The sequence below is a fragment of the Streptomyces pseudovenezuelae genome, from assembly GCF_029892565.1.
Classification (GTDB): domain Bacteria; phylum Actinomycetota; class Actinomycetes; order Streptomycetales; family Streptomycetaceae; genus Streptomyces; species Streptomyces pseudovenezuelae_A.
This window is the reverse complement of record NZ_JARXVH010000008.1, coordinates 74,848-96,940: the sequence shown is the minus strand read 5'-3', so window position 1 is coordinate 96,940 and position 22,093 is coordinate 74,848. Positions and strand designations below refer to the sequence as shown.

Sequence of the window (22,093 nt, the reverse complement as noted above, 5' to 3'; positions counted from 1 at the left end):
TTGTGCGCTGTCACGATCGTTTACGGTGCGACCGCAATGTGATCGGATCTGGCCCGGAAGGTAACGAGACGATAACGCCCGCCTTGGTCATCTCCCTGTGGATACTGTGCGCATGTCACGTGTACTACTGATCGAAGACGACCGCGCCGTGCGCGAGGGCGTCGACCTGGCCCTGCGCCGACAGGGCCACGAGGTCGCCGCCACCGCGACCGGCGAAGAGGGCATGGACCGGTTAAGGAGCTTCCGGCCGGACATCGTGGTCCTCGATCTGATGCTCCCCGGAATGACCGGTCTTGAGGTGTGCCGGGGGATACGGGCCGTCGACCAGACGCTGCCGATCATCATCGCCACCGCGCGGGGTGATGAGGTGGATATCGTTGTCGGTCTGGAGGCGGGCGCCGACGACTACGTGGTCAAGCCGGTGCTGGCCCGGGTGCTCGACGCCCGGATACGCGCCGTCCTGCGCCGTGCGGGCGGGGCGCCGGCCGGGACCGGGCTGCCGAAGATCGACACCTACGGTGAACTCGCCGTCGACCGGGCCGGGTTGACCGTCACGCTGGGCGGCGCGCCGATCGCCCTGGCCCCCTCCGAGACACGGCTCCTGCTCACGCTCTCCGCCTCGCCGGGCCAAGTGTTCAGCCGGCAGCAGCTGTTGGAGGCGGTCTGGGAGCACGACTACCACGGCGACGCACGCCTGGTGGACGCCTGCGTCAAGCGACTGCGCACCAAGATGTCCGAACCGCCCCGCGCGCCGCGCTACATCCACACCGTGCGCGGCTTCGGCTACCGTTTTGCGGCGCCGTGAAGACGCGTCGCACGCGCCGGCTGCGCGGTCTGCGCCCGCGACTTGTGGTGGGCTTCGGGCTCGTCGCCACCGTCGCCGCCGCCACGACCGGCGCCCTGACCTTCCGGGAGGCCCGCACCGGAGTGCTCAAGCAGAGCCAGGACGCCACGATCAGACAACTGCGCACCCAGGTCAACCAGCGCGCCCCCGAACTCGGCTTCCCCCCGGACCAGTCCGCGCTCCAGCGCTTCGCGGCCGACGTGGCCGCCACCGAGGGGCCCGGCGACTGGCGCGTCCTGGCCACCTACGGGACCCTGCGCGCCGCCTCCGTCGCCGACGACCCCTTCCCCGAGCTGACGGCCGACGTGCGCGAGGCCGTCGCCACCAGCCAGGCCACCGTGTTCCAACGCGTGCGCGAGAGCGGCCGTACCTCCCTCGTCGTCGGCATGTCGGTCACCTTCGGCCTCCCCGACGGAGCGCAGACGGTGTCCGGGGTCCGGGTGTTCCTGGTCGTCCCGCAGACCGAGGAACAGGCGTACGTGGACGCCCTGGTGACCGCCGTCGAGCGGGCCATGGTGCCGGCCCTGCTGCTCGCCGTGGTGCTCGCCCTGTTCGCCGCCCGAGGCGTACTGCTGCCGGTGCGGGCGTTGCGGGACGCGACCCGCAGCATCGCCGAGGGCCGCCTGGACACCCGGCTCGCGGTCAACGGTTCCGACGAACTCGCCGATCTCTCCCACACGTTCAACGAGACGGCCGCCGCGCTGGAGACGTCGGTGGCGGAGCTGCGCGGCATGGAGGCGCGGGCCCGGCGCTTCGCCGCGGACGTCTCGCACGAGCTGCGCACCCCGCTGGCCGCCATGTCGGCGGTCACCGACGTCCTGGACGAGGACGCCGCCCGGCTGGACCCGGACACGGCCACCGCGGTCCGGCTGATCAGCGGGGAGACGGTCAAACTCGCCCGCCTGGTCGACGACTTGATGGAGATCTCCCGGTTCGACGCGGGCGCGGCGGAGCTGCACCTGGACGAGATCGACCTCGCCGAGTCGATCCGGCGCACCCTCGCCTCCCGCGGCTGGTCGGACACAGTGGAGACGTGGTTGCCGCCGCCGGACGCGGTGCGCGGGCGGGTCGATCCGCGCCGCCTCGACGTGGTCGTCGCCAACCTGGTCGGCAACGCCCTGCGGCACGGCGCCCGTCCGGTGCGGGTGTGCCTGGAGGCGAGCGGTGAACCCTCGGCCGGGCGCCTCGCCGTCATCGAGATACGGGACGGCGGCCCCGGCATCCCCGACGACGTACTGCCGCATGTCTTCGAGCGGTTCTACAAGTCGGACACCGCCAGGACCCGCTCCGAGGGTAGCGGCCTCGGCCTGTCGATCACCGCCGAGAACGTACGGATGCACGGCGGAACCGTCCGCGCGGCCAACCATCCGGCGGGCGGTGCCGTCTTCACGGTCGAACTCCCGTTGCGGCGGGACGAGTCGTCCGAGGAGAACCCGTCATGAAGGCCACACGCCGGCTTCCGCTGCTGGTGGCACCGTCGCTGCTCGCGCTGACCTCCTGCGGGATCCCCGCGACCGGGGTGGTGGAGGCCGGCGGTCCGGCGAGCGGGATCGCCTCGGTCACGACGGTCTACTTCGTCCGGGACGGCGGCGCACTCGTCGCGGTCCCGCGCACGACCGCCGAGCCCGGGGACGCCGGAACGGCTCTGGACCTGCTGCTGCTCGGCCCCACCGACCGGGAGCAGTCCGAGGGCCTGGCCAGCGACGTGCCCGGGCTGCCGAGCCGCGCGCCCCTCCCGACGTCCAAGGCGGACGCGGCCACCGGAGGACCCGACGAGACCGGGGAGGACGTGCCGACCGTGACGGTGCGGGGCGACATGCTAGCCATCGAACTGCCCGGCGGCATGGACAGGTTGACCGACATCGCGATGCGGCAGCTGATCTGCACGGCCGCCGCCGCGCACCGGGTCGCCACCCAGTCCGCGAACCCGGTGACGGTCGAGGTGACCAGCGTCTACGGACAGCACACCAGGGGCTCGGACAAAGGCTGCCCTGATCAGTGAGCCCGGCGCCTCGACACCTCAGTCCGCCGCGTCCCCGAACGCCTTCAGGATCCGCTCCGCGGCCAGCGTCGCCGTCAACTTCCCCTCGCGCACCTGCTGTTCGAGCCCGGGAGCCAGTTCCCGGACCTTCGGGTCGGCGTGCAGACGGCCGAGGAGTTCGTCGCGGACCATCGTCCAGGTCCAGTCGACCTGCTGGTCACGGCGCTTGGCGGCGAGCCGCCCGGAGGAGCCGAGGAGTGCGCGGTGCTGTTCGAGGCGCTCCCAGACGGTGTCCAGGCCGGTCTGCTCGCGAGCGCTGCAACTGAGCACGGGAGGCGCCCAGTACACGTCCTTGCCGTGCATCAGCCGCAGCGCGCCCGCCAGTTCACGCGCCGCCGCCCGGGCGTCGCGCTCGTGCGGACCGTCCGCCTTGTTGACGGCGATCACGTCGGCCAGCTCCAGCACGCCCTTCTTGATGCCCTGCAGCTGGTCACCGGTACGGGCCAGCGTGAGCAGCAGGAAGGAGTCGACCATGTTGGCGACGGCCGTCTCCGACTGGCCCACACCGACCGTCTCCACCAGCACCACGTCGTAGCCCGCCGCCTCCATCACCACGATCGACTCGCGGGTGGCCTTGGCGACCCCGCCGAGCGTCCCGGCGGTGGGGGAGGGCCGTACGAAGGCGGCCGGGTCCACGGCGAGGCGTTCCATGCGGGTCTTGTCGCCCAGGATCGAGCCGCCGGTACGACTGGAGGACGGGTCGACGGCGAGCACCGCCACCCGGTGTCCCAGCGCGGTCAGCATGGTGCCGAAGGTGTCGATGAACGTCGACTTGCCCACCCCGGGCACCCCGCTGATCCCGATCCGCCGGGCCCGGCCGCTGTGCGGGAGCAGCTCGGTCAGCAGCGCCTGGGCCAGGGCCCGGTGCCGGGGGTGGGTGGACTCGACGAGCGTGATCGCACGGGCGACGAGTGCCCGCCTCCCGTCGAGGACACCCTTCACATACGTCTCGAGATCGATCGCGGCCATGCGGCGCTACAGATCGTGGCCGAGGTCGGTCGCCAGCCGTTTCACCAGGTCGTAGGCCGCGTCCGGGATCACCGTCCCGGGCGGGAAGACGGCTGCCGCGCCCATCTCCAGGAGCGTGGGCACGTCCTGCGGCGGGATCACTCCGCCGACCACGATCATGATGTCCTCCCGGCCCTCCTCGGCGAGCGACTCCTTCAACGCCGGTACGAGGGTGAGGTGTCCGGCGGCCAGCGAGGACACCCCGACGATGTGCACGTCCGCCTCGACGGCCTGGCGGGCCACCTCGCCCGGGGTCTGGAACAGCGGGCCGACGTCGACGTCGAAGCCGAGGTCGGCGAAGGCGGTGGCGATCACCTTCTGGCCGCGGTCGTGACCGTCCTGGCCCATCTTGGCGACCAGGATGCGCGGCCGGCGCCCCTCGGCCTCCTCGAAGGCGGTCACCAGGGTGCGGGTGCGGTCCACGGAGGGGGACTCGCCTGCTTCGTTGCGGTACACGCCGGAGATCGTACGGATCTGGCTCGCGTGCCGTCCGTACACCTTCTCCAGCGCGTCGGAGATCTCGCCCACGGTCGCCTTCGCGCGGGCCGCGTTCACGGCCAGCTCCAGCAGGTTGCCCTCGCCGCCGGCCGCCCTGGTCAGCGCGTCGAGTGCGTCCTGACAGGCTCGTTCGTCCCGCTCCGCGCGCAGCCGCCGCAGCTTCTCGATCTGCTGGGTGCGTACGGAGGAGTTGTCGACCTTGAGGACGTCGATCTCCTCGTCGGTCTCCACGCGGTACTTGTTCACGCCGATGACCGGCTGGCGGCCGGAGTCGATGCGGGCCTGCGTGCGGGCGGCGGCCTCCTCCACCCGCAGCTTGGGGATGCCGGCGTCGATGGCCTGCGCCATGCCACCCGCCTCCTCGACCTCCTGGATGTGCTGCCAGGCCCGCCGGGCCAGGTCGTACGTCAGCCGCTCCACGTACGCGCTGCCGCCCCACGGGTCGATCACCCGGGTCGTGCCGGACTCCTGCTGGAGCAGCAGCTGGGTGTTGCGGGCGATGCGCGCCGAGAAGTCGGTGGGCAGCGCGAGCGCCTCATCGAGGGCGTTGGTGTGCAGCGACTGGGTGTGGCCCTGCGTCGCCGCCATCGCCTCCACGCACGTACGCGTCACGTTGTTGAACACGTCCTGCGCTGTCAGCGACCAGCCCGAGGTCTGTGAATGGGTGCGCAGGGAGAGGGACTTGGCGTTCTGCGGGTCGAACTGCTTCACCAGCTTCGCCCACAGCAGGCGTGCCGCGCGCAGCTTGGCGACCTCCATGAAGAAGTTCATGCCGATCGCCCAGAAGAAGGACAGCCGGGGCGCGAACGCGTCGACGTCCATCCCCGCGTCCCGTCCCGCCCGGATGTACTCCACCCCGTCCGCGAGCGTGTACGCCAGCTCCAAGTCGGCCGTCGCACCCGCCTCTTGGATGTGGTAGCCGGAGATGGAGATGGAGTTGTAGCGGGGCATCCGCTGCGAGGTGTAGGCGAAGATGTCGGAGATGATCCGCATCGACGGCTTCGGCGGATAGATGTAGGTGTTGCGGACCATGAACTCCTTGAGGATGTCGTTCTGGATGGTCCCGGCCAACTTCTCGGGCGGCACGCCCTGTTCCTCGGCGGCGACGATGTAGAGCGCCAGCACCGGCAGTACGGCGCCGTTCATCGTCATCGACACGGTCATCTTGTCCAGCGGGATGCCGTCGAAGAGCTGACGCATGTCGTAGATCGAGTCGATGGCCACACCGGCCATGCCGACGTCACCGGTCACGCGCGGATGGTCGCTGTCGTAACCCCGGTGCGTGGGCAGGTCGAAGGCGACCGACAGGCCCTTCTGGCCGGCCGCCAGATTGCGCCGGTAGAAGGCGTTGGACTCCTCGGCCGTGGAGAAGCCCGCGTACTGACGGATCGTCCAGGGCTGGTTGACGTACATCGTCGGGTACGGGCCGCGCAGATACGGCGCGATGCCCGGGTACGTGTCGAGGAAGTCCAGGCCCTCCAGGTCACGGCCGGTGTAGAGCGGCTTGACCGCGATGCCCTCCGGGGTCTCCCAGAGCAGGTCGGAGCCGTCGGCGGCGCGCTTCACGGACGTACGCCACTCGTCGGTGCCCCCGTCGGCGGGCGGGGTCCCCAGGTCGATCCCGGTGAAGTCGGGGATTCCCATCACGACACTCCCATGCGGTCGAGGGTGGCGGAGAGCACGGCCACGGCGTCACAGCCCGCGAAGACGTAGGCGTCCACGTCGGTGTACTGCCCCGGCCGGCCGGCCAGGAACACCTGCCGGGCGCCCGCGGCCCGCAGCGCCCCGGCGGTCTGCTCGGCCTGCTCCTCGTAGAGCGCGTCGCTGGAGCACAGGCAGGCCTCGGTGGCGCCGCTGTCCTCGAAGGTGCCCTCGGTGACCGGCTCGATGCCGCCGGCCTGGAAGAGGTTCGAGGCGAAGGTCGAGCGCGCGGTGTGGGCGGCGGCCGGGCCGATCGAGGCCAGGAAGATCCGGGGCCGGGATCCGGTGGCCGCGAGGTGGGCGTCGGAGCGGGCGCGCAGTGCCTCGTACGCCTCGTCGCGCCGCACCCGGGGCAGTCCGCCGGACGGCGTCTCGGGCGCGGGGGCGCGCTGTACGGGCTTCTCGCCGAGGTTCGGGAACTCGCTGACGCCGGTGATGGGTTCACGGCGTTTGGCGAGCTTCGCGCTGCGGACCGCCCAGGTCTCGGCCAGATCCTCGGCGAGCCGTCCGGAGCGCAACGCGGCGGCCTGGCCGCCGAGTTCCTCGATGTGGCGGAAGAACTCCCAGCCCGCGTGGGCGAGTTCGTCGGTGAGCCGCTCCACGTACCAGGAGCCGCCCGCCGGGTCGATCACCCGGGACAGGTGCGACTCCTCGACCAGGATCGTGGAGGTGTTGCGGGCGATGCGGCGCGCGAACGCGTCCGGCAGGCCGACCGCGTGGTCGAAGGGCAGCACGGTGACGGCGTCCGCGCCACCGACCCCGGCGGCGAGCGTGGCGATCGTCGTGCGCAGCATGTTCACCCACGGGTCGCGCCGGGTCATCATCACCGGCGAGGTCACGGCGTGCTGCGTCTGCGCGCCCGCGGCGGGCGCACCGGACACCTCGGCGACCCGCGCCCACAGGCGGCGCGCGGCCCGCAGCTTGGCGATCGTCAGGAACTGGTCGGCGGTGGCCGCGTACCGGAACTCCAGCTGCCCACAGGCCTGTTCGACGGAGATGCCGGCCCGGGTCAGCTCCCGCAGATACGCGACGCCGGTCGCCAGCGAGCAGCCCAGCTCCTGTGCCGCAGAGCCGCCGGCCTCGTGGTACGGCAGCGCGTCCACGGTCATCGCCCGCAGCCCCGGGTACTCCTCGGCACACCTCCGAGCGAGCCCGGTCACCTCGGCGAGGTCCAGCGCCTCGCCGGTGCGGGCCTCGTGGCCCAACGGATCGGCGCCGAGGTTGCCGCGCGCGGCCTCCTTGGCGACGCCCCGCTCCTCGTACAGCCGCAGCAGCTCCCGTGCGGCGGCCTCCGTGTCCCGTCCCGCGTCCAGCACGACCGGCGCCAGGTCCAGGTAGACCCCGTCGAGCACCTGGCCGAGCGAGGACACCGGAACACCGTTCTCGCCCACGGCCAGCCAGAGTGAGGTGACGCCGTTCTCCAGGTCCGCGAGCACCGCGTCGCCGGTCGGTGAGGCGTGCCGCTGCCGTACGTCCCAGCCGCCGAGGGTGGTGCCCTCGGCCCGGCCACCGCGTACGAAGGGCGCGAAACCGGGCAGGCCGGGTTCGGGGGCGCTGTCACGCGGGGTGTACAGGGGGCGGGTGCGCAGCCCGTCCTCCAGCGGGGTGGACAGGGCGTCTTCCGCTGCCGTACCCGAGACCTCCTTGCCCGACTTGCGCAGAACGCCTTCCACCAGGCGTTGCCACTGCTCGTGCGTAGCGTCAGGGAACTCGGCGGCCAGGGAAAGCCCGTCGTCAGGCAGGACCGTCATGCTCGGATGCTAGGGCAGATCACTTGAGCTGCAGCGAGGCACACCGTGTGAGCTTTCCCTCGCTGAGGGTGTGACCGGGACCTCTCCGGCGCGCAAGGCTCAGGAATCCGGCAGGGCACGCGCCGCCGGGGTGTCACCGAGGTCGTACAGCGGGGTGCCGTGGGCCCAGCGCTCCAGACGGGTTCCGTCGATGAGGTGGACATGGCCCTGGCGGGCCGCCCAGCGGACGTCTCTGGCGGCGAACGTTCCGCGGTGCACGACGAGACGGAGGTCGGGGCCCGCCTTTCCCCGGCCCTTCGAGCGACGGCGCCAGACCGGTTCCTCGTCGGGTAAGGGCTCGGCCACCGGGCGGAACCCCACGACCAGCAGTCGCCCCTGGTCGTCGCGGGCGGCCAGGGCGGGCCGGTCCTGTGCGGGCAGCGGCAGGACCCGCCAGCCGTCCCTGCGCAGCATCCGCGCCACCGCGAGGACCAGCTCCGGCACGTCGAGTTCGGTCAGCTCCTCCGGTGTGTAGTAGCCGCGCCGGCGGCGGGCCAGCGGGCGGCGCCGACGGTGCACGGCGACGGCCACGAGCGTGAGCAGGACGAGGATCGCGGCGGGGGCGACCGGGCCGAACGCGCGATACGACAGGGCCAGTGCCGTGACGCCGGCGCAGACGACGATCACGAGTCCGGTGAGCCCGGACAGCACGTCGCGGAACCGGGGGCCGTAGCGCCCCGACCTGCGTAACTCCAGTACGGTCTGCCGGCGCCGGGCCCACCGCGAGCGGCCCATCGCCGAGTGTTCCTGCGCCTGCGCCATCAGGGCCAGCTCCCCCCACCCTGCACACCACGTCGTGTCAGAGATGAGTACCCGCCAACGAGCATGAATCTGCGGGGAGTTGAGATCCGGCCACGAAGTGGCCCAAGCGCGCGGGGCAACGGTCGGCGGGAGCCTTCGACCAGGGGAGTATTAGGTTCTCTTGTGTGAGGGCTTAATTGGCTGATTCAGAGAATGTACTTTCCGCGCGACGAACCGAAGCCTTTCGACGACGTCCGAACCTCCCCGAGGAGGCACCTTGCGCAGGCTGCTCATGGGCGCGGTCACCGCGGCCGCGGTACTGCTGGCCGGCTGCTCCGGCCATTCCAAGGAGGGCATCGGCGGCCTCGGCGGCAAGGTCACCTACAGCGACCTCTACCCGGCGGCCGGCGTCTCCGACTGGACGCCGTACGCCCAGTCCATCAAGACCAAGGGCGTCAAGGGCCTGGTCTTCCTCGGCGACTCCGCGAGCCTCGCCAAGCTGGAACAGGCACTCAGCAACCTCGGCCACGCCCCCGACTGGATCGATGCCAACAGCAACGCCTACGGCCCGGCGTTCCTGCAACTGGCGGGCCCCGCACTGGCGAAGCAGCACAACTACGCCGAACTGTCCGCCACCGCACCCCTGGAGAGCGCCTCCGCCAACCCGGCGACCCAGCAGGTCATCGACCTGTTCAAGAAGTACGCCCCCGCCAAGGCGGTCACCTACCCGGTGCTGCGCGCCTTCTCGGCCTGGCTGCTGTTCGCCACCGCCGCCCGCGACTGCGCCACGGTGACGCGCAGGTGCGTCTACGACAACGCGGTCGAGCAGACCGAGTGGACCGGCGGCGGACTCCAGGCCCCGGCCGATCTGAGCAAGAACAACATCCCGCCCAAGTGCTACTCCATCGTCGAGGCGACACCGAAGGGCTGGCGGGCGGCCGGCTTCCGGCCCGACGACGGCGCCTACCGCTGCGACGCACCCGCCTACAAGTACAAGGGCGACTACGGCAAGCCGATGACCCTGGCGGACGTCGGCAAGTCGCTGTCCGACCTCAAGTGATCCGCGGACCGGTGCCCGTCGGGGATCTCAACTCACCGGTGCGAGCAGGCGGATGATCAGGCCCACGGTCCGCTCGACCGGTGTGCGGCGGGCCGTGGCGCCAGGCAGCAGAACGCGGGCGAGGATCGCGCCGAGGAGCATGTCGAAGACGTCGTCCGGGTCGACGGCGGGGTCGACGTGCTCCGGCGGCGCGGCACGCAGGATGGCGTGGAACTGGGGGCGCGCGGAGACCCGCAGGGTCAGTTCGGGCGAGCGCGGCCGGGACGACGACTGGTTGTGCGCCAGCAGCCCGGCCGCGGCCGCTCGGGCCACGGGGGTGGTGAACGCGGCCAGGTAGGCGCGTGCGAACCGCCGTAGATCCGCGCTGAGTTGACCGGTCGGCTCGACGGCGTGCTGGTCGAGGCCGGGGAAGGTGGCCTCCGCGATGAGTTCGATGCGAGAGGGCCAACGCCGGTACAGCGCGGAGGAGTGCACCCCCGCGTGTTCGGCGACGGACTGGATCGTCGTCGCCTCGAATCCGCGCCGCACCAACAACTCACGCGTCGCGGCGAGCGCACGCTCGTCGATCGTCGTGTCGCGCGGGCGGCCAGGGCGTCGTCCGGAGTCTGCCACGGCCGCCATGGTAACGGCCCAGGTGGACCCCTCGCCGGTGGCTAATTTCAGGAGACCGTCTTCTATAAATACGACGTTGTCGCTAGAGTCCGAAGGCAACGTCCGGTATGGGCACCGGAGTTCGCGGACGCCGGCGCCCTGTGACGCGAATGCCCCGCACGCCCCCCACCGAGGAGTGGCCGATGCGCGCTGCCGTGCTGCGGAACGGAACGGTGCGGGCGAGGACGATCAAGGACCCCGTACCCGGCCCCGGTCAGCTTCTCGTCCGCTCGCCGGCCTGCGGGATCTGCGCGTCCGACCTGCAGTTCATGGACCACCCGGAGGCCGGTCTCGACGACGACAGCGGCATGTCCACCTACGACCAGGACGTCGACATCGTCATGGGGCACGAGTACTGCGCCGAGGTCGTCGGCCACGGTCCCGGCACGGAGCGGCGGATCCCCGTGGGTGCCCGGGTGAGTTCACTGCCGATCGTGGTCGTGCCCGGCGGTCGGCGGATCATCGGGCAGAACCCCGAATCACCCGGCGGCTTCGGCGGGTTGTTCCTCCTCACCGAGGCGCTGACCCGTCCGGTCGCATCCGACCTGACCAGTGAACTCGTCTGTGTCGCCGACGCGATCGCGGTCGGCTGGTCTGCCGCCTCCCGCGCCCGGTTGACCGCACGGGAGGTCCCGCTCGTCATCGGCTGCGGAGCCATCTGCCTGTCGACTGTCGCCGCACTGCGGTCACTTGGGGTCGGCCCCGTCGTCGCGGCCGGCCTCGTGGCCTCGCGCCGGAGGACGGCCACCGCCATGGGCGCCGACGTGGTCGCGGATCCCGCCGAGGTGTCGCCGTACGAGGCGTGGCGGGAGGTGGCCGGCACCGGTGACGTGGGGTGCGTCGTCTTCGAGTGCGTCGGGCTGCCCGGCGTACTCGACTCGATCATCAAGGGGAGTGCGAGGGGCACCCGGATCTTCTCCATGGGCGGCCCGCCCCAGGGCGACCTGCTCCGCACCCTCACCGCCAAACGCAAGGGCATCAGCATCCAGTTCGGCGGCGGGCCGACGCCCGACCACTGGAACGAGGCGTTCGACGCGGTCTGTTCGGGGCGCCTCGACGTCCGGCCGATGCTGGGCCGCACCGTCGGACTCGACGAGGTGCCCACCGCTCTCGACGCCGCACGCGCTGCGGATGCTCCGGCCCGCATTGTCGTCGTGCCCTGACCGATGGAAGGGACCGCACCGTGAACGAGATCGACGAACTCCACTCCACTGTCTCGGAGTTGACGGAACTCCGTTCCGCAGTCAAGGAGTTGACCGAGAAGGTCCGCGTGCTGGAGGGCCAGGCGGAGATCGTGCAGTTGGTCGCCCGGTACGGTCCGGCGGTCGACAGCGGCTCGGGCGAGGCGGCGGCCGAACTGTGGACCGAGGACGGGGTCTTCGACGTCGTCGGCCACTTCACGATGCGCGGTCATGAGGACATCAGCGGCATGGTCCACGGCACCGGCCACCAGCACCTGATCCGCAACGGCGCCGCGCACGTGCTCACCGTGCCGCACATCCAGGTCGACGGGGACCGGGCCACGGGCCGCGGCTACGCCCTCAACATCCGCTGGGACCCGGACGCCGACCGGTTCTGGGTGGCCCGGGTGTCGGCCAACACCTGGCGCTGGGCGCGCACCGCACACGGCTGGCGTGTCGTCGAGCGCGTCAACGCGAACCTCGACGGCACCGCCGGGCACCGCGAGTTGCCGGCGCCGCCGCGGCCGGACTCCGGCTCCGATCCCGTCGCCGAGACCGACTGACCACATCCGCCCTATCGCACTGCCCCGCCGTCGCACCGCCGTAGGAGGCGAAGTGAGGATCGGATTCATCGGACCGGCCGTATGGGCCGCCCCATGATCGACCGGTTGACGGCCGCCGGGCACGACGTCACCGTCCACGTCCGCCACCCACACACCCGTGCCGCTGCGACCGCCGACGGACCGACCGTCGCCGACACGGTCCCGGCGACGGTCGAAGGCGTCGACGCCGTGTTCGTCACGGTGTTGACGGACGCACAGGTGCGCGAAGTCTGCCTCGGCCCGGACGGTGCCGTCGCGGCCATGCGCCCGGGCGCGACCCTCGTCCAGCACACGACCTGCGATCCGGCCACCGTCGACGCCGTCGCCGAGGCGGGTGCGGCGCGGGGCGTGGACGTACTGGACGCTGCCCTCTCCGGCGGACCGCACGACATCCGAGACGGCCGGCTCACGCTGTGGGTCGGCGGTGACGAGTCCGCGCTGGACCGTGTGCGCCCGCTCCTCGCCACGTACGCCTCACCCGTCCTGCATGTGGGCACGGCCGGTGACGGGCAGCGGCTCAAGCTCGTCAACAACGCCCTGTTCGTGGCGCAGGTGGGCCTGGCCGTCGACGCCGTACGACTTGCCGAGTCGCTGGGCCTGGGGGAGTCGACCGTGCTGGCCGCCCTCCAGCAGGGCAGCGGTGCGAGCCGGGCCCTGCAGGTCGTGGCGCGCGGTGGCTCGGTCGATTCGGTCGCCGACCGCCTGGCCGACCTGATGAGCAAGGACGTCGGCACGGTCCGCGAGGTCGCCGACCGGGCGGGCGTGGACCTCGGAATCATCGGCACCGTACTGGCCTCCGAGGCGGTCGAGAAACGCGTGCTGCGCAAGTCGCCCGACCCGAGCACCAGTTGACGAAGGGTAATGACCACCATGACTGCCGCGTACGGCCCTTGGGGCATCGTCGCCGGAGGATCCGACGGTGTGGGAGCCGCGTTCGCCAGGGCGATGGCCGCCCGCGGAATCAACGTCGTCCTGGTGGCCCGACGCGTGCCCGTGCTCAAGGAGACGGCGGACACCGTCTCCCTCGAATACGGCGTCCAGGTCCGCACCGTCCCCCTCGACCTCGCCGCACCCGTTGCCCTGGCCGAACTCGCCGCCGCCACCGCCGACTTGGAGATCGGCCTGTTCGTCTACAACGCAGGAAGCGACGACAGTACCGCCGACTTCCTCGACCGTGGCCTGCCGGCCCACCTGAGCCTGGTGCGCCGCAACTGCGTGACCGCCCTCGAAACGGTCCACCACTTCGGTGCCCCGATGGCCGCCCGGGGACACGGCGGTGTGGTCCTCGTGACGTCCGGGGCGGCGTGGGCCGGCGGCGCGACCCGTGCCACCTACGGCGCCACCAAGGCCTTCGGCTTGGTACTCGCCGAGTCCCTGTGGGCGGAGTGGCGCGGGCACGGAGTGGACGTCCTGGCCCTCGTGTTGGGCCGCACCGACACGCCCTCGCTGCGCCGCCTCCTCGGTGACGGGGACGCGCCTCTCGGTGCTCTCGCAGACCCCCAGGACGTGGCGGAGGAGGCCTTGGCCCACCTGGGCGACGGGCCCACCTGGATCGCCGGGGGTCCGGACCCGACCGGGGCGTCGCCGCTCGGGGCGCTGAGCCGCCGGGACGCGGTCATCGCGATGAGCCCTCGGTGAGGAGGGACGGGGTCACGACGGGCGCGTGACGACGACCTTCACGGTCAGGGTGCCCCTGTTGTCCTGGGAGCAGGATCCGGCGAGGTCGTTCATCGCCAGTTCGAGGGCGCCGTTCCCGGCCGCCTTGAAGGTCAGCTTCCGCCCGACGGCGTGGATCGGGTAGCCCTGCTTGCCCGTGAGGCGTGCCAGCAGGCTGCCGAAGGGGGACGCGCGCCTGATCTTGCAGTCCACCGCTCCCGCGAACAGTTTGTCGGTGGCCGCGTCGTAGCCCGCAGGCCCGGTCATGGGCATGTTCCGGTAGTCGGCCGTCCACTGTCCCGAGACGAACCGCACCGTGACCCGGTCGCCCCGCTGGACGGTCACTCCGGTCACCGGCTGCCAACTGGCCGCCGACTTGACGACGTAACTGGCGGTCGTCGCCTTCGAGTTCTCCTTGAACGGCGGCGTCCCGGTGAGGAACAGTCCGCCACCGACACCCGCCGCCAGCACCGCCGTACCAACGAGGGCCCACAGAACGCGCGTTGGACCCGAGCGGGACGACTGCTCCGGCAACTCCCGTACGGGCTTGAGTGTTGTGGTGTGCCGTGCCGTCGGTACGGCCCCCCGGGCCGGGACGAGCCGCTCCTGGCCGCTGGTCACCGTGTCCGCGTCGGCCGATGAGGGCGAGGACCGCGGCACGCGGACCGTCGGTGTCGGCAGCGGCTCGGCGGTCGTGTCACCCGCCGCGACGCGCCGCAGCGCGGCACGTGCGGTGGCCGCCGGAGGACGGTCGTCCGGTGACTTGCGCAGCAGGGCCTCGACCACCGGGTAGAGCGGGCCGAGTCGCTCGGACAGGACGGGTTCCTCGTACGCCACCGCGTGCAGCGTCGCCGGGTGGGCCGGCCTGCGGAAGGGGGACTGACCGCCGCAGACCGTGGCGAGGGTCGCGCCCAGTGACCACAGGTCGGAGGCCGGACCGACCTCGGTCCCCATCACCCGCTCGGGCGCCATGAATTCGAGGGAGCCGACCAGTTCGCCGGTGGTCGTCAGGAACTCGCCGTCGTCCAGGGCCGCGATGCCGAAGTCGGTGAGAACGGCGTTGCCGTCGCGGCGCAGCAGGACGTTGGCGGGTTTGACGTCGCGATGCAGGGTGCCGGCCGCGTGCACGGCCTCCAACGCGTCGAGCAGTTGCACACCGAGGGCGGCGGCGTGCTGTGGCGTGAGCGGTCCGTTCTCGGCGATCCGCTGGGACAGCGAGGGTCCTTCGACGAGTTCCATGACGATCCACAGCCGGTCCTCGGACTCGACCAGGTCGTGGACGCCCACCACATGCGGGTGCGACACCCGGGCGACCGCGCGCGCCTCACGGATCGCGCGGCGTACCCGTATGCGGTGCTCCTCGTCGCCGTGGGTGAGGATGTGCAGTTCCTTTGCGGCGACCGCGCGGTCCAGGAGTTGGTCGTGGGCGCGCCAGACGGTGCCCATGCCGCCTCTGCCAAGGACGTCGTGGAGGTGGTACCGACCGGCGATCAGCCGTCCTGAGCCGCGGTGCGCACTCGTCGTCGCCTGGTGATCGCCCTCTTCGGATATCACGCGCTCTCTCACGTTTCCTTCGCGGCGGCCCGGACGTCCGCCGGTCGTCATTCAGCTCGAACTGTTCGAGCGGGGCTGAGCATAGTGGCGAACGGTGCCCTCCTCGGACGAGTCCGAGGAGGGCACCGTCGCGCGACTTCCTATCGCATCACTTGGCGGGCTTGTAGAACGCGTAGGTGGCGGTGTACTCCACGCTGACCTGGTCGGTTCCGGTGCAGGCCGTGGTGGGGGCGACGCCGCCGTGCGTGTTCAGGCGCTGGATGTAGGAGACGTCGGCGAAGGTCCCGGTGCCGCGGGTGGCGGTCGACTTCAGGAGAAGCTCCGGGATGGTGCCGGTCTTGGGGGAGTTGGCTATGGCGCTGCCGTTGACCGCGCTGCCGTCCACCGTGGAGACCCAGACGGGGCCGCGGGAGTGGAGGGCGACGGAGCGGTGGGAGCGGTCGTTCTTGGCCCACAGGGTGGCGGCCGGCTCCAGCAGCGTCCAGGCGCCGTTGGTGCAGGTGTAGGTCTGGACGCCGGCGGCGGAGAAGACGCCGGTGAGCCGGTTGCCGTCCGGGACCTTCAGCGCGTCGGGAACGTCGACGGCGGCGACGGGGTGCGCGGTCTGCGGGGTCGCCGCCTGACCGGCCGACGCGCCCAGGAACGTGCCGACGGTCGCGACGGCCACAGCTGTGGTCGTGAGAACCACACGCTTGCCAAGCTTCATTGGTGTACCTCCAGAAGAATTTCCGAGCATGTTGCGCGGGTGGGGGCGCGGCGACCGTACGAGTCCATGCGCCGGAACCTCGCGCGTACAAATCCTGCGGGGCCGGTCTACTGATCGTCGGCCCTCGACGCCGCAGTGTACGGGTGAACTCCCTTTGCGGGGCCGTCAATTGCTGACGAATCGGTGACCGACTCCGTCTATCGGATCTGAGCTGCCTCTGCCCGCCGCACCAGGCGCCGGTGCCGCTTCCCGCGCAGGCTGCGCACATGCACTTACGGGCCTGATCAATTGCCTATTCGGGCAAGGCGTTTCACGCACCAGTCCCCTCGGCCGAATGCCGAGGGGACTGGTGACGGGAATCTTGACGACAATTCAAAAAAACGAGCCGTATCCATTGGCGACTTCGGCGGAACCGCTGAACTGCCGTGGCGCCCTCGGTATTTCGCCGCGGCCGGGACGACCGTCAGGCCCCGACCTGGTCCCAGTCCTCGTCCGCGTCCCCGTCCCACTCACGGGGTGTCTTCTGGCCGGCCTCGATGGCCACCGGCAGCCGGTTCTCCGCCGGTGGCAACGGGCAGGTGGCCAGGTCGGTGTAGGCGCACGGCAGGTTCGTCGCGCGGTTGAAGTCCAGGACGACCGTGCCGTCGGCGGCAGGCGGGTCGAGGGAGAGGGCGCGGTTGGCGGCGTAGGTGGTCACGCCGGAGGTGGCGTCGGTGAAGAGCACCAGCAACCGGCCCGGGCCGTGTCCGGGGAACGCGGTCAGGGCCAGGGGACGTCCGTCGAGTTCGAACTCGACCCGCCCCGGTGCGTCGTAGACATGCTCCAGCCCCTCGACCGCGGCGCCCACCGTCGTCGGACGCGGTTCGTCGAAGGCGGTGTAGCGACCGGTCACCGCCCAGCGGGGGTCCGGGGCGTAGGCGGGGGTGCCGGCGAAGGCGGTGCGCAGCGGCGCGTCCGGGTGCCGGGGTCGGACGATGTCGTGTCCGCCGCGCTTGGCGACCTCGATCACGGCATCGCCCCAGACCGCGCTGACGCCACCGCGCTCGGGCAGCACGCCGAAGCGGTGTTCGCCCCGCACCGGAGTTCCCTCCACGACGAGTTCCTCGCCCTCGTCGAGAGCTACGGCGACCCCCGCGGCGTCGGTCCACCAGGCGCCCGGCGCGTCCGGGAAGCGCTGCGGCCGGTCGTCGAGCCAGTGCAGGCCGGTGATCGCCAGGAACCCGTGCGGAGCGGCCAGCCCTTCCTCCTGCCCGCGGTACCAGTCCAGCCAGTCCTGGGTGAAGGCCTGGAGGTCGGTCGTGGTGAGCTGCACGGTCATGAGCACTCCTTCGACTCGGACGTGTCGAGCGCGACGCCTACGGTCACGCCAGTGCCAACCCCGGCCGCCCGACCAGGGATTCCGGTTCTCGTGTGACAGCTTCTTGTCAGGACTGTGCAGGTCCCTGCCGGCCACCGTCGGCGGAACGGCCCCGCGGCTACCGCCCGCCGCGCAGATACCGGGTGACCATGTCGACCAGTTCGTTCTCGAACGTCTCGACCCGGCCGGTGCGCGGGTAGGCCATGAGCTTGTGGGTGTTCGTCTCCACGGTGAACACGATCAACTCGGCGGCGGTGTCGAGGTCTTGTACGTGGACATCGGGGTGACGGGCGAGAAGGTCGCGCACCTGGCCGACGCGGTTCCTCTCGTGGCGGACCATCGTGTCGAGCAGCTCCTGCGAGACCGGCGCCTCCTCGATCATGATCCGCAGCAGCTGTGGATCGTCGTTGTGGTTGTCGATCGCGTCGCGGACCAGGGCGCGCACCGTCGCCTCCAGGGTCCCGGCGGACAGATCGAGCTGGTCGGCCTGCGTCCACGTGCCACGGTCGATGTGCCGCACCAGCAGCTCGGCCAGGACGGCGTCCTTGTTCGGGAAGTACTGGTAGAGCGAGCCGATGGAGATACGGGCGCGTTCGGCGATGCGGTTGGTGGTGCCGGCGGCGTAGCCGTGCTCGGCGAAAACGTGAGCAGCGGCGGTGAGGATGCGCTCGCGGGTGAGCTCGGCGCGCACCTGACGGGGCTTGCGACGTGGCTGAAGACGACGGTCGGCCGACGGCATCCGGAGGCCTCCTCAGGGCGCGAAAAGCGAGTAGTCAAAGAGCTGAGCTATTGCTCACAATAGTGCCATGAGCTGCGAGAACAAGGCCGTGCCGGATGCGGGTGGCCGGCCGTGATCCCCAAGGTGTACCTGCCCGAGTCGCGCACGATGATCACCCTGGAGGTGCGCCGCCGCGCGTTCGTCACCCCGGGCTTCGCCAGCGTCACCCTCGGCGGGCCGGCCGTACGGGACCTGGTCGTGGCCGGACACGACCAGGCGGTGCGCCTGTTCTTCCCCCGCGAGGGACAGACCGCGCTGCGGATGCCGACCGTCTCGAACGAGGCGTGGATCGCCCAGCTGATGCTGCTGCCGAAGTCGGTCCGCCCGTGGGTGCGCAACCTGACGATCAGGCGAGTGCGGCCCGCGGAGGACGAGGTCGACATCGAGTTCGCCGTGCACGGTGACTCGCCCATGTCGTCCTGGGTGCGCCGGGCCGAACCGGGCGACCCGGCCGGGATCTTCGACGTCGGCACCATGTACCGACTGCCCGAGCACGCGGACGCGCAGCTGCTGATCGGCGACGAGACCGCGCTGCCCGCGATCCTGTCCATCCTCGACGGGACACCGCCCGCCCTGGCCACGGAGGTCTACCTGGAGGTGGCGAGCGCGGCCGACATCCGGCCCGTCGAGACGCCCGCCGGCGCCCGCGTCCACTGGTTGAGCCGCGACGGCGAAGACCTGCGGCCCGGCGATCCGAACCCCGGCGAGGAGCTGCGCCCCGGCGCCTTGGCGCTGGACGCGGTACGCCGTGCCTCGCTTCCGCCCGGCCGCTTCTACACATGGGTCGCGGGCGAGTCCCGGCTGGCGACCTCGGTGCGGCGCCATCTGGTCAACGACCGTGGCGTACCCAAGCGGGACATCTCGTTCGTCGGCTACTGGCGCCTGGGCCGCTCGTCCCCAGGCTGAGAGGAATCCTTGTGCGGCAAGCAGACCGTTCGAGCACCCCGCACCGCCTGACGACGGTGGACGAGGTCGAGACGACCGTCGGCCGTCCCGCGTCGGCGGTCATGCTCAAGCAGATCGGCGCCCTCGACGAGGGCTGCCGGACCGTCCTCGCCCGGTGTCCGATCGCGGCCTTCGGCTACCGGGACGCCGACGGCACCAGCAGGACCATCTTCATCGGCGGCGCCCCGGGATTCGCACGGGTCCACTCGCCCACGCGGATCTCGTTCACCCTGCCCGAGTCCGGCGACCCGCACGGTCCGGTCTCGTTCTTCTTCCTCCTGCCGGGCGTCGGGGAGATCCTGCGCGTCAACGGTTCGGTGGCCGCGCGCAAGGGAGCGCGGACGACCGTGGACATCACGGAGGCGTACGTGCACTGCGCACAGGCCGTCCTCCGGGCCCGTCTGTGGCAGCCGCCCGCCTCGCCCGAACCGGCCGCCGAGTTCGTGGGCGACGGGCCGCTGCGCCGACCCGGCGTCGCCGACTTCCTGGCCGCGGCGCCCTTCCTCGCCCTGTCCACCTGGGACTCCGCCGGCGGGAGCGACACGAGTCCGCGCGGGGACCGGCAGACGGTGGCGCGGATCCTGGACGGCCACACCCTCGTCATCCCGGACCGCAAGGGCAACAAACGCGCCGACACACTCCACAACCTGCTGCGCGACGACCGCCTCTCGTTCGCCGCGCTCGTCCCGGGGCGCAGCGGTGTGCTGCACGTCCGCGGCCGGGGCGCGATCACCGACGACCCCGCACTCCTGGAGACGATGGCCCTGCGCGGGATGCCCCCGCACCTGGCGCTGCTCATCGACGTCGAGCACGCCGAGGTGACCGGCAACGACGCCGTGGCGCGCTCGCGACTGTGGACCCCTGGCGCGCACCTGGACCGCGGCGCGATGCCGGACCTGCTGGCGCTGGCGGGCGAACACCTCGCCGCCGGTTCGGCCGAGGCCGAGGGCGGCCCACCCGCGTTCCTGCTCAAGCTCGTCGGGGCGATCCCGGGCGTGAACCGGCTGTTGCGCCTGGCCGCCGACCGTCTTTACCGTTCCGGGCTGCGGAAGGAGGGGTACGAGGATGTCGAGTCCGGCGCCGGTGGGCGGCGCCGCGGATTCCGGCGCCGAGACCCTGCCGACTACGGCAGGACGGATACGCCGGAGCGGGCGCACAGGGAGGAGCACCTTCTGCGGGAGGTGCGCATCGCCGAGGTGCGCAGCGAGACGCCGAGCGCGGTCACCCTCGTACTGGAGGACGCCGACGGGAGTCCCGGACCGTTCGACTTCCGGCCCGGCCAGTTCTTCACGCTCGTCGCCGACATCGAGGGGCGCCCGGTACGACGGGCCTACTCGGCGTCGTCGGCGCCGGGATCGTCCCGGCTGGAGGTCACCGTCAAGCATGTGGAGGACGGCCGGTTCTCCACCCACGTGCACCGGAGTCTCCGAGCCGGGGACCGCCTCGCGGTGCGCGGCCCCTCGGGGTCCTTCCACGCCGAGCCGCAACCCCCGGACGAGATCGTGCTCGTGGCGGCGGGCAGTGGCGTGACGCCGATGATGAGCATGATCCGCGCGCGGCTCGCCGACCGGCCGGGCGGAGGCCGGATCGCGCTGCTCTACAGCAGCCGCCGCGCGGACGAGATCATCTTCGCCGACGAGCTGACCCGACTGACGAAGGACCATCCCGACCGGCTGTCGATCACCCACGTCCTGACCGGCCGGGACGGGCGGCTCGACGCGGACGGTGTACGGCGTTGGGTCACCGGCCTGTCGCCGGCCCGGGACGCCCACTACTACGTCTGCGGTCCCGCACCGCTGATGGACGCCGTCCAGGGTGCCGTGACCGGACTCGGAGTACCGCAGAACCGGGTGCACCAGGAGCGCTTCACCAGCGGAGCGGACACCGGGACCGCGCCGACGGTGCCGCAGGAGATGACCGTCGAGGAGGACGGGCGCCCTGTCGGGACGGTGGTGGTCGAGCCCGGTCAGACACTGCTCGACGCGGGACTCGCCGCGGGGCTGCCGATGCCGTACTCCTGCACGGTCGGCAACTGCGGCGACTGCAGGGTGCTGCTCCGCACCGGAGAGGTCGCACAGAACGAGCCGAACTGCCTCACCCCGGAGCAGAAAGCCGACGGCTACGTGCTGACCTGCGTGGGCTGCCCCCTGTCCAAGGTCACCCTCGACATCGCGGACCCGTGATCGCTCCTGAACTGGTGGGAAGACGGAATTGCGAGCGCCACGGCCGAGTCGGGGCCGGCCGTGGCGCGCAGACGCTGATCCCTGATGGACGCGTCAAGGGCAGGACGCGACGCCCCGCCGGCACCCTCCGCCGCTTGTCGAAGCGCTGGTCTGTGCGGGACGGCGCCGCTGTCAGTTGACCTCGTTGAGCTTTCCGGTCGCGACGTCGAAGACGAAGCCCCTGATGCGGTCCTTGTGCACGATGAAGGGGTCGGCCTTGATGCGCGCGATCGACTGGCGGACGTCCGTGTCGAGATCGCCGAAGGCCTCCGCCGCCCAGGACGGACGGATGCCGGTATCCTCCTCGACCGTGGACTTGAAGCCGTCGTCGGTGAAGGTGAGCATGCCGCAGTCGGTGTGGTGGATGAGGATGATCTCCTCGGTGCCCAGCAGACGCTGGCTGATGGCGAGCGAACGGATCTCGTCCTGGGTGACCACGCCGCCCGCGTTGCGGATGACGTGCGCCTCACCGTCGTTCAGGCCGAGGACCGCGTACACGTTCAGCCGGGCGTCCATGCAGGCCACGACGGCGAGTTGCTTGGAAGGCGGCAGGGGGAGCGGGCCGGAGAAGGTCTCGGCGTAGCGGGCGTTGTTGGCCAGCAGCTCATCGGTCACGGACATGGTGGACCTCTGTTCTCGAGTGTTCTGAAGGGTGCGGTGCGGGCGGCGAGGACGGCGCACGGCAACAGAACACGTCGAAGACGTGGACACGACGCGAGGGCCAGAAGCCCGTCAGCGTGGTGGCGAAGGTCGGCACC

General features: G+C 71.3%; 20 protein-coding genes. 10 read left to right on the top strand and 10 right to left on the bottom strand.

Going from position 1 to position 22,093, the window contains the following annotated elements:
* Positions 1-112: 112 nt before the first annotated feature.
* Genes M2283_RS26140 through M2283_RS26130 form a run of 3 tightly spaced genes read left to right on the top strand, consistent with a single transcriptional unit; the run spans position 113 to position 2,846 of the window.
* On the top strand, positions 113-805 hold the full coding sequence (locus tag M2283_RS26140; RefSeq protein WP_280878814.1) for a response regulator transcription factor: 693 nt from the start codon (positions 113-115) through the stop codon (positions 803-805).
* The gene (locus M2283_RS26135; RefSeq protein ID WP_280878813.1) at positions 802-2,286 is read left to right on the top strand and encodes a sensor histidine kinase; all 1,485 of its coding nucleotides are present in this window, start codon (positions 802-804) and stop codon (positions 2,284-2,286) included. Before M2283_RS26140 ends, M2283_RS26135 begins: the two co-directional genes overlap by 4 nt.
* On the top strand, positions 2,283-2,846 hold the full coding sequence (locus tag M2283_RS26130) for a hypothetical protein (RefSeq protein WP_280878812.1): 564 nt from the start codon (positions 2,283-2,285) through the stop codon (positions 2,844-2,846). Before M2283_RS26135 ends, M2283_RS26130 begins: the two co-directional genes overlap by 4 nt.
* A gap of 18 nt (positions 2,847-2,864) precedes the next feature.
* Here M2283_RS26130 and meaB read toward each other — a convergent pair whose 3' ends face one another.
* From meaB to M2283_RS26110, 4 genes are all read right to left on the bottom strand, one after another.
* Entirely contained in the window at positions 2,865-3,854 is a 990-nt protein-coding gene (gene meaB / locus M2283_RS26125; protein ID WP_280878811.1) for a methylmalonyl Co-A mutase-associated GTPase MeaB, read from the bottom strand.
* Between the two features lie 6 nt (positions 3,855-3,860).
* On the bottom strand, positions 3,861-6,035 hold the full coding sequence (scpA, locus tag M2283_RS26120) for a methylmalonyl-CoA mutase (RefSeq protein WP_280878810.1): 2,175 nt from the start codon (positions 6,033-6,035) through the stop codon (positions 3,861-3,863).
* Positions 6,035-7,843, bottom strand: coding sequence for a methylmalonyl-CoA mutase subunit beta (locus M2283_RS26115; protein WP_280878809.1), 1,809 nt, complete (start codon positions 7,841-7,843; stop codon positions 6,035-6,037). Before M2283_RS26115 ends, scpA begins: the two co-directional genes overlap by 1 nt.
* A gap of 99 nt (positions 7,844-7,942) precedes the next feature.
* Positions 7,943-8,644, bottom strand: coding sequence for a hypothetical protein (locus M2283_RS26110; protein WP_280878808.1), 702 nt, complete (start codon positions 8,642-8,644; stop codon positions 7,943-7,945).
* Positions 8,645-8,900: 256 nt separating this feature from the next.
* Between M2283_RS26110 and M2283_RS26105 the strand changes: the two genes are divergently transcribed.
* Positions 8,901-9,683 carry an ABC transporter substrate-binding protein gene (locus M2283_RS26105; protein WP_280878807.1) on the top strand — a complete coding sequence of 261 codons (783 nt, stop codon included), beginning with the start codon at positions 8,901-8,903 and terminating at the stop codon, positions 9,681-9,683.
* 27 nt (positions 9,684-9,710) lie between these two features.
* On the opposite strand, the gene M2283_RS26100 is transcribed toward M2283_RS26105, so the two are convergent.
* Complete coding sequence (locus tag M2283_RS26100; RefSeq protein ID WP_280878806.1) at positions 9,711-10,295, bottom strand: TetR/AcrR family transcriptional regulator; 585 nt, start codon at positions 10,293-10,295, stop codon at positions 9,711-9,713.
* Between the two features lie 182 nt (positions 10,296-10,477).
* Here M2283_RS26100 and M2283_RS26095 point away from each other — a divergent pair, with 182 nt between their 5' ends.
* The 4 genes from M2283_RS26095 to M2283_RS26080 all read left to right on the top strand — a co-directional run bounded on the left by M2283_RS26095 (position 10,478) and on the right by M2283_RS26080 (position 13,755).
* Entirely contained in the window at positions 10,478-11,497 is a 1,020-nt protein-coding gene (locus M2283_RS26095; RefSeq protein ID WP_280878805.1) for a zinc-binding dehydrogenase, read from the top strand.
* Positions 11,498-11,517: 20 nt separating this feature from the next.
* Positions 11,518-12,078, top strand: a complete 561-nt coding sequence (locus M2283_RS26090) for a nuclear transport factor 2 family protein (protein WP_280878804.1) — start codon at positions 11,518-11,520, stop codon at positions 12,076-12,078.
* A 93-nt stretch (positions 12,079-12,171) separates the two neighbouring features.
* Entirely contained in the window at positions 12,172-12,969 is a 798-nt protein-coding gene (locus M2283_RS26085; protein ID WP_280878803.1) for an NAD(P)-dependent oxidoreductase, read from the top strand.
* Positions 12,970-12,978: 9 nt separating this feature from the next.
* Positions 12,979-13,755, top strand: a complete 777-nt coding sequence (locus tag M2283_RS26080) for an SDR family NAD(P)-dependent oxidoreductase (protein WP_280878802.1) — start codon at positions 12,979-12,981, stop codon at positions 13,753-13,755.
* A 12-nt stretch (positions 13,756-13,767) separates the two neighbouring features.
* Here the strand turns inward: M2283_RS26080 and M2283_RS26075 are convergent, their stop codons facing one another.
* The 4 genes from M2283_RS26075 to M2283_RS26060 form a co-directional block, all read right to left on the bottom strand.
* Positions 13,768-15,327, bottom strand: a complete 1,560-nt coding sequence (locus M2283_RS26075) for a serine/threonine-protein kinase (RefSeq protein ID WP_280878801.1) — start codon at positions 15,325-15,327, stop codon at positions 13,768-13,770.
* A gap of 148 nt (positions 15,328-15,475) precedes the next feature.
* Positions 15,476-16,033 (bottom strand): DUF3455 domain-containing protein, encoded by a 558-nt coding sequence (locus M2283_RS26070; protein ID WP_280878800.1) that lies wholly within the window; start codon positions 16,031-16,033, stop codon positions 15,476-15,478.
* Between the two features lie 463 nt (positions 16,034-16,496).
* The gene (locus tag M2283_RS26065) at positions 16,497-17,351 is read right to left on the bottom strand and encodes a DUF1684 domain-containing protein (RefSeq protein ID WP_280878799.1); all 855 of its coding nucleotides are present in this window, start codon (positions 17,349-17,351) and stop codon (positions 16,497-16,499) included.
* Between the two features lie 157 nt (positions 17,352-17,508).
* Positions 17,509-18,129, bottom strand: coding sequence for a TetR/AcrR family transcriptional regulator (locus tag M2283_RS26060; RefSeq protein ID WP_280878798.1), 621 nt, complete (start codon positions 18,127-18,129; stop codon positions 17,509-17,511).
* Between the two features lie 147 nt (positions 18,130-18,276).
* Here M2283_RS26060 and M2283_RS26055 point away from each other — a divergent pair, with 147 nt between their 5' ends.
* Both M2283_RS26055 and M2283_RS26050 read left to right on the top strand, forming a co-directional pair.
* A complete protein-coding gene (locus M2283_RS26055) occupies positions 18,277-19,074 on the top strand; it encodes a siderophore-interacting protein (protein ID WP_280879083.1) in 798 nt (265 codons plus the stop codon).
* A gap of 11 nt (positions 19,075-19,085) precedes the next feature.
* On the top strand, positions 19,086-21,296 hold the full coding sequence (locus tag M2283_RS26050; protein WP_280878797.1) for a 2Fe-2S iron-sulfur cluster-binding protein: 2,211 nt from the start codon (positions 19,086-19,088) through the stop codon (positions 21,294-21,296).
* Between the two features lie 171 nt (positions 21,297-21,467).
* Here the strand turns inward: M2283_RS26050 and M2283_RS26045 are convergent, their stop codons facing one another.
* On the bottom strand, positions 21,468-21,956 hold the full coding sequence (locus M2283_RS26045; protein ID WP_280878796.1) for a beta-class carbonic anhydrase: 489 nt from the start codon (positions 21,954-21,956) through the stop codon (positions 21,468-21,470).
* Between the last annotated feature and the right edge of the window lie 137 nt (positions 21,957-22,093).

Bases quoted from the DNA above. Each gene is read 5' to 3' on its own strand.
- meaB (WP_280878811.1), bottom strand. From the start codon at position 3,854: ATGGCCGCGATCGATCTCGAGACGTATGTGAAGGGTGTCCTCGACGGG.
- scpA (WP_280878810.1), bottom strand. From the start codon at position 6,035: ATGGGAATCCCCGACTTCACCGGGATCGACCTGGGGACCCCGCCCGCC.
- M2283_RS26065 (WP_280878799.1), bottom strand. From the start codon at position 17,351: ATGACCGTGCAGCTCACCACGACCGACCTCCAGGCCTTCACCCAGGAC.
- M2283_RS26060 (WP_280878798.1), bottom strand. From the start codon at position 18,129: ATGCCGTCGGCCGACCGTCGTCTTCAGCCACGTCGCAAGCCCCGTCAG.
- M2283_RS26055 (WP_280879083.1), top strand. From the start codon at position 18,277: ATGATCACCCTGGAGGTGCGCCGCCGCGCGTTCGTCACCCCGGGCTTC.
- M2283_RS26045 (WP_280878796.1), bottom strand. From the start codon at position 21,956: ATGTCCGTGACCGATGAGCTGCTGGCCAACAACGCCCGCTACGCCGAG.
- M2283_RS26095 (WP_280878805.1), top strand. From the start codon at position 10,478: ATGCGCGCTGCCGTGCTGCGGAACGGAACGGTGCGGGCGAGGACGATC.
- M2283_RS26070 (WP_280878800.1), bottom strand. From the start codon at position 16,033: ATGAAGCTTGGCAAGCGTGTGGTTCTCACGACCACAGCTGTGGCCGTC.
- M2283_RS26085 (WP_280878803.1), top strand. From the start codon at position 12,172: ATGATCGACCGGTTGACGGCCGCCGGGCACGACGTCACCGTCCACGTC.
- M2283_RS26115 (WP_280878809.1), bottom strand. From the start codon at position 7,843: ATGACGGTCCTGCCTGACGACGGGCTTTCCCTGGCCGCCGAGTTCCCT.
- M2283_RS26140 (WP_280878814.1), top strand. From the start codon at position 113: ATGTCACGTGTACTACTGATCGAAGACGACCGCGCCGTGCGCGAGGGC.
- M2283_RS26110 (WP_280878808.1), bottom strand. From the start codon at position 8,644: ATGGCGCAGGCGCAGGAACACTCGGCGATGGGCCGCTCGCGGTGGGCC.
- M2283_RS26130 (WP_280878812.1), top strand. From the start codon at position 2,283: ATGAAGGCCACACGCCGGCTTCCGCTGCTGGTGGCACCGTCGCTGCTC.
- M2283_RS26080 (WP_280878802.1), top strand. From the start codon at position 12,979: ATGACCACCATGACTGCCGCGTACGGCCCTTGGGGCATCGTCGCCGGA.